This window comes from Campylobacter fetus subsp. fetus, from assembly GCF_900475935.1.
Lineage (GTDB): Bacteria > Campylobacterota > Campylobacteria > Campylobacterales > Campylobacteraceae > Campylobacter > Campylobacter fetus.
The window spans coordinates 527,655-542,195 of sequence record NZ_LS483431.1; the positions used below are offsets into that span (position 1 = coordinate 527,655).

Consider the following 14,541-nt stretch of genomic DNA (forward strand, 5'->3'; position numbering starts at 1 on the left):
ATGTTTTTAAATTTGATAAAATCTTCTATAACAGGGTCTAAAGAGAGTAAAATCCTAGCTTTTATAACTATATTTTTGTCTGTTTCATTGATATCTTGCATGCTGAATATAACTTTAAAAATAGGAGATGAAGTAGCAAAAGAGTTAAGAAGTTATGGTTCAAACATTGTAGTACTTCCAAAATCAGATAGCTTAAATATAGAAATAGCAGGCAAAAACTACTCTCCTTTGAAAAATGAGGATTATCTAAAAGAGAGTGATTTACACAAGATAAAAGAGATATTTTGGAGAAATAATATAACAGCGTTTGCACCGTTTTTAGCCGCTAAAGCCGGTAATTACGATATAGTTGGTACTTACTTTAGCAAAGATGCAAATGTAGAAGGAGAGCCGGACTTTAGAAGCGGCGTAGAAAGTTTATATCCGTTTTGGATAGTTGATGGAAGATATCCGATTGATGATAGCTTAGATGAGGTTTTAGCAGGAGAAAAGTTAGGTCTTAAAGTCGGAGATGTTTTAAATTTAAATAACTATATCGTAAAAGTCGTTGGAGTTTTAAAAGGAGCTCAAGACGAGAGTGCGAAACTAGTTACGAGTCTTAAACTAGCTCAAAATATCGCGAATAAGCCAAATTTGATAAACAAAGCCGAAGTCGCCGCTATGACGATACCAGAAAATGATCTTTCGTTGAAGGCTAGGAGGGATCTTGAGAGTCTTGATAGCGTTGCTTACGATAAATGGTACTGCTCCGCTTATGTTAGTTCTATAGCTTATCAGATCAGCGAAGAGTATCCAAATGCTTCTGCAAAGGCTGTTTTAAGTGTTAGCGAAGCTCAAAGTGGCATTACAAAAAAGATTCAAAATTTAATGGGAGTCGTGAGCGTGATATCGCTTATCGTATCAAGTATAGCTATTACGAGTTTAATGAGTAGCGAAATTCATAGGCGCAAAAAAGAGATCGGTCTGTTAAAAGCACTTGGAGCAAGCGGGTTTATCATCTATGCTCAGTTTGCAGCCGAAGTTTTTATAGTTTGTATAGCCGCTTCTTTACTTGGAAGTTTGGCTGGATATGCTTTAAGCTTCATTATAGCTTATCAAATATTTGGAAGTTTTATCGGAGTTAGTTTTATGGTGCTGCCTATCAGCATTGTTTTTGGAATGCTTATTTGTATTTTAGGCGGAATACTTCCATTAAGAAGTGTTATAAATTTACTTCCAGCCGAGGTGTTATATGGTAGAAAATAGAGCGTTTTTTAGAAAAATTATATTTAAAAGTATAGCAAATAGCGCAGTTAGAAGTTTTGTGATATTTATCTCTATTTTGCTTGGAAGTGCTGTTTGTGCAGCTTTTATAAATATATATGCAGATATAGACAAAAAAGTTACTAGCGAGTTAAATAGCTATGGTCCAAATGTTATCATAAGTCCGTTAAGCTTAGAAAACGGATATATAAAAATGGCTGATTTAGATGCAAAACTAAGCGGCATTAAAGAGTTAAAAGCTAAAAACGAATACCTTTTTGGTAGTGTAAATATAGGCGTTACAAGAGCGGTTATAATGGGCGTTAATTTCTCGAATTTAAAAGAAATTATGCCGTTTTTAGATATAAAAAGCGGCGAGTTTATAAATATTGATTTTGATGATAAAAATGCACTTATAGGTGAGGATCTAGCAAAACTAACAGGCGTTAAAGTCGGTGATATCATAGAAATCAGCTCTCCAAACTCAAATGAAGTTTATAAAGTTAGGATAAAAGGTATCGTTTATGATGGGCAAAAAGAGGACTCTTTGCTTCTTATATCTTTGAGCTTGGCTCAAGAAATTTTAGATAAACCAAATTTAATAAACTACGCCGAAGCCGCTATAAGCGGTAGTTACGATAGTATAAAATCTCTTTGCTCATCTCTTAGTACTAGCGAGTTTAAATTTGAAGTTATCAGCAAAGTTTCAAAGGCTCAAGGTCAGATATTAGATAAAATAAAGCTTTTGATGGCTCTTATAGGAGTTACTATTTTGTTTATAACATCGGTTTGTATAAATACTAGTTTAAGCTCTATTTTGCTATCGAAAATCAAAGAATTTGCGCTTATAAGGGCTATCGGAGCTAGCAAAAGAGATGTTTTAAAAATAATATTTTCCGAAATTTTGGTTATTAGCATTGCTGGATCGTTTTTAGGAGCTTTAGTCGGCTATTTGTTGGCTATTTTTCTTGGTAATTTGATATTTTCTAGCGGAGTTGATTTTAGGTTTGTTAGTCTTGTTGTTTCTGTTATTTTAAGTCTTGTTTTTGCATTTATCGCTAGTTATTATCCTGTCAAAAAAGCGTTAAATCAAAATCTTGCAGACTTGTTAAGGGAGTAGAAGTGGAAGTTTTAAATTTAAAAAATATAAGTAAGTATTTCAACGAAGTTAAAGCACTTGATGATATAAATTTTAGTGTAAATAAAGGTGAATGGATCAGTATAATGGGGCCAAGCGGAAGCGGTAAAAGTACGCTTGTAAATATACTTAGTCTTATGGATAGTCCTACTTGCGGCGAACTGATATTAGGCGGTGAAAATGCAAGCCATCTAAATGATGATCAAATTTTGGAGTTTAGACGTAAGAAAATAGGGCTTGTGTTTCAGCAGTTTCATCTTATACCTTATCTAAGTGCTATCCAAAACGTAATGTTAAGTCAGTATTATCACAGCTGCATAGATAAAGCTAGTGCTAAAAAAGCTTTAGAAAAAGTCGGACTTGCTCATAGAATCGCGCACAAACCAAGTGAGCTTAGCGGCGGAGAGCAACAAAGAGTTTGCATAGCAAGGGCTCTTATAAATGATCCAGATATAATAATAGCCGATGAACCGACGGGAAATTTAGACGAGGCAAATGAAAAAATAGTTTTAGAGCTTTTTAAAGAGCTTAAAAATGACGGTAAAACTCTACTGCTCATCACTCACAATGAAGAGCTTGGCAGATATGCAGATAAAGTAGTATATCTAAAACATGGAAAACTTGATAGAATAGAGAAATTACAATGAAAAATATAGTTTTTGTGGCGGTATTTGCACTGATTTTAGCAGGATGCGGAAGCGGACTTAAACATCATATGGCTTTAAATGATAAAGACGGATTTGACACTATTTACGATCCGGCTCTCAAAGAGCTTAAAATAGCAAATTGGAACGAACCTTATATACTATTTTTCTTCACTACTATGTGTGGAGCTTGCACGGCTCAAGTACCGGCTTTAAATGAACTTGTAAAAGAGTATGGTTCAAAGATAAAAGTTATAGGAGTTATGGGAAATTCTCTCGGGTTTGATGGCGATATGATGGCTTTAAAAGATAAAGGCGTTGAGTTTATGAGTGTATCAACTAAAAAATCCGTAGATTATTTTTCAAATATCGTTGGAGGAATTATGGGAACGCCGGTTACTTACGTTTTTGATAAAAATGGAAAAATATCTAAACAATTTTTAGGCTTATATCCTAAATCCGCTCTTGAAAACGAACTAAAACTACTTTTAAACTAGGTTTTATAAAATATTAAATGGTTATATGCTATCCTTGCAAACTTCTAATTTAGAGTTTCAAAGGTGGCATTATGATACAAACTTACGCCGAATGGGATGAGCAAGAGCTATTGATGCTTAGTATCCCGCATTCTAATAGCGACTGGAAGCCTTATTTAAATGATATTTTAACTAGCTATGAAGAGTTGATAAGCGCTGTTAGCAGTTATCAAAAATTACTTCTTATAGCGCCTCAAAAAAGCGACTTTGATAGATTTTCTAAATTTAAAAATGTAGAGTTTTTAGAAGTCTTGACAAATGATACTTGGATAAGAGATTACGGTGCTATTGATGTAAAATGCGGTTTGAAAACCATTAGTTATGATTTCAAATTTAATGCATGGGGCGGTAAATTTGAAAGTTCTTTAGATAATGACGTCAATAAGAAACTCTTTTCGCATTTAAAAGGCGAGCTTGTAAGCATTCCGCTTATTTTAGAGGGCGGCAGCATAGAGTTTAACGGTGATGGTGTACTTCTAACTACAACCAACTGCCTTTTAAATGATAATAGAAACTCGCTTAGTAAAAATGAGCTTGAAATCAGACTAAAAGAGCTTTTTGGGCTAAAAAAAATTATCTGGTTAGAACACGGTTTTATAAAAGGCGATGACACTGATAGCCATATCGATACTCTTGCTAGATTTATATCAAAAGATACTATAGCTTACGCATCTTGCACAGATAAAAACGATGAACATTATTTGCCTCTTAAAGAAATGGAAAATGAGCTTAAAAAAACAGGGTTTAATCTAGTTCCTCTTGAGCTTCCAAAGCCTGTTATGTTCGAGGGACGCAGGCTCGGAGCTACTTATTGTAATTTTATATTTGTCAATGGCGCTCTTATAGTTCCTACTTACGGTGATAAAAAAAGCGATGAGCTTGCTTTAAGTACGCTTAAGCAAGTTTTAAATTTAGATATAATAGGAGTGGATAGCACGGTATTTATCAGGCAAAACGGCAGTCTACACTGCTCTAGTCAAAATAGATTTAAGGGAGATAGATGAGAGTATATCCTCCAGTAGTAGCAGGAAGCGTAGCCGTAGTATTGGCTATCATAAAGTTTGCTATAGGTTTGGCTAGCGGTTCTATGGCTGTTTTGAGCTCCGCTATAGATTCGCTTTTAGACTGCCTTGTATCGGCTTTGAACTATTTTGCGCTTAGAAAATCAAATTCTGATCCAAACTCTAAATTTAATTTTGGTTATGGCAAAATAGAGGCTTTAGTGGCTCTTTTTGAAGGTGCTTTTATCATAGGGATAGGCATTTTTATCTGTTATTCAAGTGTAACGAAAATAATAAATCCAGAAAAATCAATCGAAGTCGGCGCAGGTATGATAGTTATGATTATATCTATTATCCTTACTGGAGCTTTGGTGTTTTACTTGCAGCGCGAGTATAAAAAAACCGGAAATTTAATAATAAAAGCCGACGCGCTTCATTATCAAACAGATCTTGTGACAAATGCGGCTATTTTAGCGGCTTTGTTTGCTATATGGCTTAGCGGATATGATATTATAGACGCTCTTTTTGGTATTGGTATTAGCGTTTATATAGTTTTTAGTGCGTTTAAGTTGCTAAAAGAGGGCGTTTATATCTTACTTGATGGAGCGCTGCCTGAAAGTATGGTAAGTGAGATAATAGATATTATAAATTTAAAACACGAAGTAAAAAGTTATCATTATCTAAAAAGTCGTATAAGCGGAGAAAAGTACTATTTTAGCGTACATTTGGTATTTGATCCTAGCATATCTCTTAGTAAAGCGCACTCAGTAGCAGACGATATAGAAAGTGAAATAAGATCTAAATTTAATAGACATAAATGGGTTTTTGATATGCATTTTGATACTGAAGACGATAGAGATAAGGAGGAGTTGTGAAAGTAGCATTAGTAGCACATAAATTTTATGGAAATAAACCAGATACGATAAAACGTACTACAAAACTTATAGAAGAAGCAGCCAACAAGGGTGCAGAGCTTATCGTGCTTGAAGAGCTTCATCAAGGCAGTTATTTTTGTCAAGATGAAAGCGTTGATAGTTTTGAGTTGGCAAATGACTTTGAAAGCGATATAGCTTATTGGGCTGAGGTGGCCCATGAGTTTAAAATAGTTTTAGTTACTTCTTTGTTTGAAAAGCGCTCAGCAGGACTGTATCATAATACTTCTGTTGTGTTTGATAATGATGGAAGAATAGCCGGAAAATATAGAAAAATGCATATTCCAGATGATCCGAATTTTTATGAAAAGTTCTATTTTGCTCCAGGAGACCTTGGGTTTGAGCCTATAGATACTAGCATAGGCAGACTCGGAGTTTTGGTTTGTTGGGATCAGTGGTATCCAGAGGCTGCTAGACTTATGGCGCTAAAAGGAGCTCAGATACTTATATATCCAACGGCTATAGGTTGGTTTGATGGCGATAGTGAAGACGAAAAATCCAGACAATTAGAAGCATGGGTTGCTGTACAAAGAGGACATTCAGTAGCAAATGGACTACCAGTAGTTACTGTTAATAGAGTAGGTTTTGAAGCTGCTCCAGATGGCAATGGCGGTATTAGATTTTGGGGAAATAGTTTTGTTTTTGGACCTCAAGGAGAGGAATTGTTTCGTTCAAATAGCACAGATGAGCTTGCCGATATAGTTGATATAGATATAAAAAGATGTGAGCAAGTAAGAAGATGGTGGCCGTTTTTACGAGATAGAAGAATAGACGCGTATGAAGGACTTTTAAAACGATTTATAGATTAATTATAAACTGAGTTATCTAAGTAACTCAGTTTACTAATTCAAAAAAATAGTAAAAATCCATTGATAATAAGAGCATTAACTAAATCTATGAAAAATGCTCCACAAAGCGGAACTATGATAAATGCCATATGGCTCATACCGTAGTGATTTGTGACTGTTTGCATATTTACCATTGCTGTTGGAGTCGCTCCTAAGCCAAATCCACAGTGTCCAGCAGCCAAAACCGCAGCATCATAGTCTCGTCCGCAAAATCTAAAAGTTATAAAAATAGCATAAAATACCATAAGTGCAACTTGAGAGATAAGTATAGTAACGATAGGAAGCGCTAAAGACACGAGCTGCCAAAGATTTATACTCATAAGAGCATATGCCAAAAATAGAGATAGGCTAACATTCCCTATAACGGATACTTCTCTGTCAAAGACTTCATGAATTTTAAATGCTTGAAGTAAATTTCTAAGGATAACTCCCATGAATAAACAGTATACAAACGTAGGTAGAGTAAAATTCACGTTTAGCGTTTTTACGTAATCTGATACGAAGTTTCCTATCAACAGACATAAAGATATAAGTGCTAAAGACTCTATAAAAGATTGCTGAGTGATGAGCTTTTCTTTTCCGGGCTGTTCAAAATTTAAAATAGCGGATTTGTCTTCCACATTTGTATCTGGTGTTTTTAGCTTGTATTTAGTTATAAGAAATTTAGCCACAGGACCTCCTATAACACCTCCTGCTATAAGTCCAAACGTAGCGCTTGCCATTGCTACTTCATATGCTGCACTAAAGTTATAAGGCGCTTTTATGAACTCGTTCGCCCAAGCTCCGCCAGTACCGTGACCGCCGCTCATAGTTATAGATCCTCCAAGCAGTCCTATAAGAGGATTTTCTCCAAGACCTAAGGCCACTCCTATGCCGACTGCGTTTTGCAAAATTAGTAATCCGCTTATAATAAATAAAAATATAACGAGTTTTACTCCTCCTTTTTTAAGGGATGCAAAATCAGCCAAAAGCCCTATGCTTGAGAAAAACGCCAGCATCAAAGGATCTTTGAGAGATGAATCAAAAGCTAAATGTATATTTGCAAAAACATATAAGCACAAAAACAATACAGCCGCTATAATACCGCCTACAACAGGTTCTGGTATATTATAGTCTTGCAAAAACTTTACTCTTTTTATCACAAAAGAGCCAAGAAGCAGCACTAAAACCATAACTACTAATGTGGAGTACGAATCTATATTTATAGTTTGCATTGATATTCCTTTTTTATTATAATTTTATTTATATATAATAATTATGCCAGAAATATTTTAATAAAAATACAAAAAATCACTCCAAAAAATATCAAAGTCTCTCTCTAGCCCTAAAATCGGGCATTAGATTTTCTATAAAATCGTAAAAACTCTTTTGATGATGCGGATAGAGTAGGTGTGTCATCTCGTGAAGTACGACGTACTCGATAAAGCGTTCATCTTTTGTTATTAAATTTAAATTTAAGTTTATATAGCCTTTTTTGGAGTTGCAACTGCCCCAGCGAGAAGTCATTTTTTTAATGCTTACGTGAGTTACTTTTTTGGATATTTTTGGTTGATAAAATTCTATGTATTTTTGAAATATCTCTTTGGCTTTTAAGCGTAGAAATTTATCGAACTGTGCTTTACAAGGAGCTAAAATTTGAGTGCCTAAAACTAAAACTTCTTTGATATTTTCATCAAATTTAAGTTCATAAGCATTTCCTAAAAATTTGATTTTGTCGTCTTTGGGTTTTATCTTTGCAAGAGTATTTTCTAACCAATTTTCGTTTTTACTAAGCAAATTTAAGATATTTGTTTTCGAGGTAAAAAAAGGAGCGGATATACTTATATCGCCGTTTGGAGCGACTTTTAGACGTAGATATTTTACAGGTTTATAGTTTATAGTCACATCAAATTTACCAAATTTCAAACTAGACGTTTTAGTTGCCATTTTTTACTTCTCCAGCGCAGAGTATTTGCAAAAGCTCTTGCCCATTCATCTACGCAAAATCCTATCCAAACACCGATTATTCCATATTCTAAAATTATACCAAGATAGTATCCTATAGGAAGTGAAACTCCCCACATAAAAAGTGCTCCCATTATAAATGGAAACCTGGCATCTCCGCTAGCTCTTAGCGAATTTACCATTATAATATTAAATGTTCTGCCGCTTTCAAGCACTAAAGAAAGCGTGAAAAGAGGCCGCATTATGGATTTTAGCTCCTCGGTTAAATTTAAACTATTCATTATCTCCTCACGGCTCAAATAAAATATAAAAAGCACTATCCAAGTAATGAGCGCCCCGATTTTCAAGCTTTTAAAAGCTCTTTTATAAGCTTTGTCAAACTCGCAAGCTCCTACTAAATGACCTATTATTATCTCGTTTGCAAGACTTATTGATGTAGCGGCTAAAAATATAAACATAGACATCTGAAAATATATGGTTTGTACACTAAGGCTCGTTTCCCCCATGCTTGCTACAAAACTAAACGCTACCATATATTGACCTATCCAAAGCAAATTTTCTCCGGCGCTAGGCAGTCCTACTTTTAAGATTTTGGAAAGTATATCTAAACTAAATTTAAAAAATAATCCAAAAAATATATGCACTTTGGCTATTTTTACTAAAACATACATTAAAAGTATAATTCCCACGCCTCTAGCAAATATAGTAGATATAGCAACTCCGCTTAATCCAAAATTCGGAAGCCCGAATAGTCCAAAAAGCGCTATAGCATTTCCAAAGATAGTTAAAATGTTCATAAATACGGATATAAGCATTATAGCAAATGCATAATTTTTCACTCTTACAATTGCAGCTATGACTATACCAAGGGCTTCTAAAAACAGTGCTAAAGATAGTATATGAAGGTATTTGAAACTATCTTCTATGACTCCTACTGGAATTTGCAGAAGTTCTAAGGCTTTGTGCGTGTTTAAAAATATAAATGCGGCACATATAAGCCCTAAAATACCGTTAAAACTAAGGCTGATATGAATGGCTCTTGTTGCTAAGTTTATTTTTCTTGCTCCTAAACTTTGTGCTACTACTACGCTACAGCCTACGCTAAGAAAGCTAAAAACGGTTACAAAAAGGTTGAAAATTTGATTTCCGGCTCCCATAGCTCCTACTAAATTTACATCTACTTTTGCTACCATAATCGTATTTATAATAAGAGTTAAAGTACGAAGTAGCATATCGAAAAATATCGGAGCTGCCAATCTCGTTAAATTTAGTTCTTTCACTCTTTATCCTTAAAGCCAAAAGTCGAGCCTACACATTTTTGCGAACTTACTATGAGTTCAAAATTATGAAGTTTCAAAATGAGTTTAACGATGTAAAGTCCAAGCCCAAGCGAACTGTTCCAGTCGTAGTCTTGTGATTTGTAAAATTTTTTTAATATCAGCTTTAGTTCGGCTTCTTCTATTCCCTCTCCTGCGTCTTTTATGAAAATTCCGGATTCATTTAGCAGTATTTCTACATCTTTTTTTGAGTATTTAAGAGCGTTTTCGCATAAATTTAAAACTACTTGATATATCATATCATAATCTGCTTTTAGGGATTTTTCTCCTATTATTTTGATTTTTTGATCTGGGTATTTTTGTTCTAGATTGCTTATCGCTTCTTTGCAAAGTTTTCTTGCGTCAAATACGCTTAAATTCGGGGTAATATCGCCGCCAAATACTATTCTTAGCTTGTTTAATATGTTGTTTAATCTATCGCTATTTGATATTATTTTGTTTATAAATTTAATTCTTATCTCTTTGCTTACATCATCATCAAGTATTGTTTGAGCAGACATTTTGATAACTGAAATCGGATTTTTAAACTCATGACTTATGCCGCTTAGCAGATTTTCTAGCTGTGTATTTTTTAACCTGATTTTAACAGATTGTTTTTTTAATTTCTTATCTTTTTTATTAAGAAGTTCTTTTATCTGTCTTGTTTTATACATAGAAAGTTCGTATGATATATATATTAAAATTATCGATAAAAAAAGGCTTACCGTGATTACTATATAAATTTTATCTATGAATTCCACGCCAAGTACTAGCCAAAAACAAAACAGAAATAGCGCTATAAAAACAGCGTATAAAGCTTGTATTTTTAGCAAAGTTTGTAGCCTTCGCCGCGAACTGATTTTATATATTCTCCTGCATCTTCTAGCTTTGAGCGAAGACGCTTAATGGCGATATTTATAGTTTTATCGTTGGCGTTTTCTTTCCAAATTTCTTCTAAAAAATAGTCTCTAGTAAGCAAGATATTTCTATTTTTCATAAACTCATAAAGCAAGCAAAACTCAAGTTTCGTAAGTTCTTTTGTCTTTCCGTCTACTTTTACTTCGTTTGTTTTTAAATTTAGAATTATGTTTTTAAATTTATAAATGGACGCCGTTTTATTCGAGCGCTTAAGAAGAGCATTTATCCTAGCAATGAGTTCATTTATCTCAAAGGGTTTTGTTATATAATCATCGCCACCGCTATCAAAACCGTCTAATTTGTCTTTGTTTGAGCTTTTTGCGGTTAGAAAAATAACTGGTTCATTATATCCTTTTGCTCTTAGAGACGCTACAAATTTAGATCCTTCTATGCCGTTTAAATTTCTATCCACGATAAGAAGATCTGTATCTTCTTCGTCTAAAAACTGCTCAACTCGTTTTGTGTCTAAAAAGGTCGTTACGTTAAATCCAGCTCTATTTAAATTGTATTCCAAAAGCTCACAAAGATCTATTTCGTCGTCTATGACAATTATATTTGCGCTAATATTTTGATTCATAAAGTATATTTTATCAAAATATTATTAAACTTTTACCATACAAAATATATCTAAATTTAAAAAATAGTATAATTTTTTAAATTTAAAAAATATTTTAAATTCAAGTAGATTAAAGTTACGATTTATCAGCCATTTAATCAAACACTTATAAAACTTTATGTATAATTGACAACTTAAAATTCTGGTATTAAGGGAAAGTTTATGTCAAGGGGATTTAGTAGGGATGATCTAAAAATTCTAAGCCTTTCGTCGCTTGGCGGTATGCTTGAGTTTTATGATTTTATCATATTCGTATTTTTTGCTTCTTATATCTCTCATCTATTTTTTCCTCCCACTCTTGATCCGTTTTGGGCTTTATTAAATACTTATGGTACATTTGCTGCTGGTTATCTTGCTAGACCTCTTGGTGGGATAATTATGGCTCATTTTGGCGATAAAAACGGACGTAAAAATATGTTTATGCTCTCTATTTTGCTTATGGTTATACCTACTTTTGCTTTAGGTCTTATGCCTACTTTTGAAAGTATCGGTTACGCTGCTCCCGTGTTTTTGATATTGGTTCGTTTATTCCAAGGTATCGCTATAGGCGGTGAGCTTCCTGGGGCTTGGGTTTTTATAAGCGAGCATGCTCCAAAGCAAAATTTATATTTTAGTATAGGAGTTCTTACTTCAGCAGTAGTTGCCGGGATACTTCTTGGAAGTATCGTAACTATGATAGTAAAAAATATCTGGAGCGATGATGCTATACAAGGCGGAATGTGGCGCGTACCATTTATAATAGGAGGAATTTTTGGGATAATTTCTATTTATCTTAGAACTTATCTTAGTGAAACTCCTATATTTAAAAAAATGCAGGAGTTAAACGATATAGATAAAATGCCTATAAAAACAGTTTTTAAAAAGCATAAAATAGATAGCATTATGTCGATGTTCGTAAGCTGGGTTTTGACCGGTTGCATAGTCGTAATGATACTTTTGATGCCAAACTTTATGCCAGAAGCGTTCAAAGCTAGCGGTTTAGAAGTAGGCAGATTAACTACTATATATATGCAGATGGCGTGTATAGTATTTATGTGTGCGGGATGTTTTATCTACGGTAGCGCCTGTGATAAATTTGGAGTTAGCAAGACTACTATTTTATTTTCGGCTATATTTATAGTGTCTGTTTTTGCGTATTTTTATATATTATATAACGGCGGAAGCTTTAATGCGGTTTTATCTGCGTATCTGATAGCCGGTTTTTTTGGCGCTATCGGACCTTGCGGAGCTCCATTTTTTATGACCGCACTTTTTCCAAATAAAATTAGATTTAGCGGAATATCATTTTCTTACAATATAGCTTATGCTATTGCTGGAGGATTTACTCCGCCGTTTGCTGTAGCTATGGTTCATAGGTTTAATCCTATGTATCTTGGGTATTATATGGTTATTTTAGGTGTCGTATCCGTACTATGTGCGTTATGGTTTATCAAATTTAGAGAAGATATAAATAAAGGCTAAATCATGGCACTAATAGATCTAATAGAAGTAAGTAAAAGATTTGGCGATAAAGAGATATTAAAAGACGCTAGTTTTAGCGTAAATGAAAAAGAGCGAATAGCCATTATAGGCAAAAATGGCGGCGGTAAAAGCACTCTTATGAAGATACTTTGCGGCGCTTATGAAATAGATAAAGGTAGGATCATCACTCAAAATAATTTATCTATCCAGATGCTCTCTCAAGCTCCAAAATTTAGCGATGGGCTTAGCGTTAAAGATGCTTTAAATAGTGAATTGAAAGAGATATTTGACGCTAGAAGCGAGTATGAGAATGTTTTAAATTTGATATCTGATGAACCAGATAATAAAGACTTGTTATCTAAACAAGATGAGCTGGTTAAATTTATAGAGAGCAAAGATGGTTGGAACATAGAAAATAAAATTGAGCGAATTTTAGATAGTTTTGTACTTAGAGAGTATGAAAATCGCCCTATAAATAGTCTTAGCGGAGGCGAGATAAGGCGCGTAGCTTTGGGCGCTTTGATACTTAAAAAACCAGATGTTCTTTTACTTGATGAGCCAACTAACCATCTTGATGTTTATATGGTTAGATTTTTAGAAGAGCTGCTTTTAAGTTCAAACCAAACCATCGTATTTATAAGCCATGATCGTTATTTTATAGATCGCCTTGCTACTCGTTCAGTAGAGATAGAAGATGGAGGTTTGAGAAATTTTGAAGGCGGATATGCGAATTATTTAACAAAAAAAGAAGAAATTTTAAAATCTTTAGCCAAAACTCACGAAACACTTATAAAACAGTTAAAAAGCGAAGAAGAGTGGCTAAGACGCGGAGTAAAAGCTAGACTCAAAAGAAATGAAGGAAGAAAGCAAAGAGTTCTTTCCATGAGAGAAGAAGCAAAGAAAAATCCAAGTCTTATAAGGCGTGTAAAATTAGAGTTAGAGCGTGCTACAAAAAGTTTTAATCAAGGCGGAATAAATCAAAATAGAAAAAAAATGCTTTTCGAATGTAAAAATCTATCAAAAAGCATAGATAATAAAATATTATTTAAAGATTTTAATGCTAGAGTATTGCAAGGCGAGAGAATAGGCATAGTCGGTAGAAACGGCAGCGGAAAATCAACCTTGCTTAAAATTTTACTCGGAGAGCTTGAGTCTGATACTGGCATCATAGAGCGCGGTGAGATTAAAATAGGCTATTTTGATCAAACAAGACGCGGTATAGATGACGATAAGTCTTTGATTGAACTATTTTGTCCAAACGGTGGCGATCATATAATGGTTCGAGGTAGAAATTATCATGTTTACGGATATTTAAAAAACTTTTTGTTCCCAAAAGAGTTTTTAGATAAACCAGTTTCTGTTTTAAGCGGAGGTGAAAAAAATCGCCTTGCATTAGCTCTTTTATTTACAAAAGAGTACGACTGTTTAATACTTGATGAGCCTACAAACGATCTTGATATAGCTACTATCAATATTTTAGAAGAGTATCTACTTAGCTTTGAAGGAGCTATTTTGATAGTTAGTCATGATAGGTATTTTATAGATAAGATTACAAATAAATTGTGGGCTTATGAAAACGGCAAAATAGAACAAATTTATATGGAGTATAGCGAATATCTGGATATAGAAGATGAATTAGAACAGTTAAACGATATAGAAAAAGAGCTTTCGCTGAGTAGTGAACAAAGCAAAGAAAAGCAAAAAACAGCTCCTGTAAAACTCTCATATAAACAAAATCAAATTCTACAAACTTATCCAAATTTAATCGAAGCTCTTGAAACTAGGATAAAAGAGTTAAATCATGCTCTTTCTACTCCTGAAATTTATCAAAAAGTAGGACTTCAAACGTTATTTGAAGAGTTAGAAGAGAAAAAAGGCGAGCTAAATTCGCTTGAAAATGAGTATTTTGAAGTGCTTGAGCTTTCTGCTCTAAATTAAGGATAAA

Annotated in this window: 14 protein-coding genes; 9 read left to right on the forward strand and 5 right to left on the reverse strand. The window is 33.8% G+C overall.

Going from position 1 to position 14,541, the window contains the following annotated elements:
- The 7 genes from DQN38_RS02620 to DQN38_RS02650 all read left to right on the forward strand — a co-directional run bounded on the left by DQN38_RS02620 (nucleotide 1) and on the right by DQN38_RS02650 (nucleotide 6,302).
- On the forward strand, nucleotides 1-1,245 hold the full coding sequence (locus DQN38_RS02620; protein ID WP_111738168.1) for an ABC transporter permease: 1,245 nt from the start codon (nucleotides 1-3) through the stop codon (nucleotides 1,243-1,245).
- Nucleotides 1,232-2,362 (forward strand): ABC transporter permease, encoded by a 1,131-nt coding sequence (locus tag DQN38_RS02625; RefSeq protein WP_002848871.1) that lies wholly within the window; start codon nucleotides 1,232-1,234, stop codon nucleotides 2,360-2,362. Before DQN38_RS02620 ends, DQN38_RS02625 begins: the two co-directional genes overlap by 14 nt.
- A 2-nt stretch (nucleotides 2,363-2,364) precedes the next feature.
- Nucleotides 2,365-3,027 (forward strand): ABC transporter ATP-binding protein, encoded by a 663-nt coding sequence (locus tag DQN38_RS02630; protein WP_065843772.1) that lies wholly within the window; start codon nucleotides 2,365-2,367, stop codon nucleotides 3,025-3,027.
- Nucleotides 3,024-3,521, forward strand: coding sequence for a TlpA family protein disulfide reductase (locus DQN38_RS02635; protein ID WP_065843771.1), 498 nt, complete (start codon nucleotides 3,024-3,026; stop codon nucleotides 3,519-3,521). The genes DQN38_RS02630 and DQN38_RS02635 overlap by 4 nt, the downstream gene beginning before the upstream one ends.
- A 71-nt stretch (nucleotides 3,522-3,592) precedes the next feature.
- Nucleotides 3,593-4,564, forward strand: coding sequence for an agmatine deiminase family protein (locus DQN38_RS02640; protein ID WP_065843770.1), 972 nt, complete (start codon nucleotides 3,593-3,595; stop codon nucleotides 4,562-4,564).
- The gene (locus tag DQN38_RS02645) at nucleotides 4,561-5,436 is read left to right on the forward strand and encodes a cation diffusion facilitator family transporter (protein ID WP_002848886.1); all 876 of its coding nucleotides are present in this window, start codon (nucleotides 4,561-4,563) and stop codon (nucleotides 5,434-5,436) included. Before DQN38_RS02640 ends, DQN38_RS02645 begins: the two co-directional genes overlap by 4 nt.
- Nucleotides 5,433-6,302 carry a carbon-nitrogen hydrolase gene (locus DQN38_RS02650; RefSeq protein ID WP_002848887.1) on the forward strand — a complete coding sequence of 290 codons (870 nt, stop codon included), beginning with the start codon at nucleotides 5,433-5,435 and terminating at the stop codon, nucleotides 6,300-6,302. Before DQN38_RS02645 ends, DQN38_RS02650 begins: the two co-directional genes overlap by 4 nt.
- 38 nt (nucleotides 6,303-6,340) lie before the next feature.
- Here the strand turns inward: DQN38_RS02650 and gltS are convergent, their stop codons facing one another.
- The 5 genes from gltS to DQN38_RS02675 form a co-directional block, all read right to left on the reverse strand.
- Nucleotides 6,341-7,555, reverse strand: a complete 1,215-nt coding sequence (gene gltS / locus DQN38_RS02655; protein ID WP_002848889.1) for a sodium/glutamate symporter — start codon at nucleotides 7,553-7,555, stop codon at nucleotides 6,341-6,343.
- Between the two features lie 91 nt (nucleotides 7,556-7,646).
- Nucleotides 7,647-8,267, reverse strand: a complete 621-nt coding sequence (locus DQN38_RS02660; protein ID WP_002848890.1) for a M48 family metallopeptidase — start codon at nucleotides 8,265-8,267, stop codon at nucleotides 7,647-7,649.
- Nucleotides 8,243-9,565: an MATE family efflux transporter gene (locus DQN38_RS02665; RefSeq protein WP_259459120.1), complete on the reverse strand. Its 1,323-nt coding sequence runs from the start codon at nucleotides 9,563-9,565 to the stop codon at nucleotides 8,243-8,245. Before DQN38_RS02665 ends, DQN38_RS02660 begins: the two co-directional genes overlap by 25 nt.
- Nucleotides 9,562-10,434, reverse strand: a complete 873-nt coding sequence (locus DQN38_RS02670) for a sensor histidine kinase (RefSeq protein WP_002848895.1) — start codon at nucleotides 10,432-10,434, stop codon at nucleotides 9,562-9,564. Before DQN38_RS02670 ends, DQN38_RS02665 begins: the two co-directional genes overlap by 4 nt.
- Nucleotides 10,428-11,096, reverse strand: a complete 669-nt coding sequence (locus DQN38_RS02675) for a response regulator transcription factor (protein WP_002848897.1) — start codon at nucleotides 11,094-11,096, stop codon at nucleotides 10,428-10,430. Before DQN38_RS02675 ends, DQN38_RS02670 begins: the two co-directional genes overlap by 7 nt.
- A 201-nt stretch (nucleotides 11,097-11,297) precedes the next feature.
- On the opposite strand from DQN38_RS02675, the gene DQN38_RS02680 reads away from it, so the two are divergent.
- Together DQN38_RS02680 and abc-f are read left to right on the forward strand one after the other, a co-directional pair.
- Nucleotides 11,298-12,596: an MFS transporter gene (locus DQN38_RS02680; protein ID WP_002848899.1), complete on the forward strand. Its 1,299-nt coding sequence runs from the start codon at nucleotides 11,298-11,300 to the stop codon at nucleotides 12,594-12,596.
- Between the two features lie 3 nt (nucleotides 12,597-12,599).
- A complete protein-coding gene (abc-f, locus tag DQN38_RS02685) occupies nucleotides 12,600-14,534 on the forward strand; it encodes a ribosomal protection-like ABC-F family protein (protein ID WP_011731861.1) in 1,935 nt (644 codons plus the stop codon).
- The last annotated feature ends 7 nt before the right edge of the window (nucleotides 14,535-14,541 follow it).

Coding starts and splice junctions, on each gene's coding strand:
- DQN38_RS02620 (WP_111738168.1), top strand. CDS start 1: ATGTTTTTAAATTTGATAAAATCTTCTATAACAGGGTCTAAAGAGAGT.
- DQN38_RS02625 (WP_002848871.1), top strand. CDS start 1,232: ATGGTAGAAAATAGAGCGTTTTTTAGAAAAATTATATTTAAAAGTATA.
- DQN38_RS02635 (WP_065843771.1), top strand. CDS start 3,024: ATGAAAAATATAGTTTTTGTGGCGGTATTTGCACTGATTTTAGCAGGA.
- DQN38_RS02640 (WP_065843770.1), top strand. CDS start 3,593: ATGATACAAACTTACGCCGAATGGGATGAGCAAGAGCTATTGATGCTT.
- DQN38_RS02645 (WP_002848886.1), top strand. CDS start 4,561: ATGAGAGTATATCCTCCAGTAGTAGCAGGAAGCGTAGCCGTAGTATTG.
- gltS (WP_002848889.1), bottom strand. CDS start 7,555: ATGCAAACTATAAATATAGATTCGTACTCCACATTAGTAGTTATGGTT.
- DQN38_RS02660 (WP_002848890.1), bottom strand. CDS start 8,267: ATGGCAACTAAAACGTCTAGTTTGAAATTTGGTAAATTTGATGTGACT.
- DQN38_RS02675 (WP_002848897.1), bottom strand. CDS start 11,096: ATGAATCAAAATATTAGCGCAAATATAATTGTCATAGACGACGAAATA.
- DQN38_RS02680 (WP_002848899.1), top strand. CDS start 11,298: ATGTCAAGGGGATTTAGTAGGGATGATCTAAAAATTCTAAGCCTTTCG.
- abc-f (WP_011731861.1), top strand. CDS start 12,600: ATGGCACTAATAGATCTAATAGAAGTAAGTAAAAGATTTGGCGATAAA.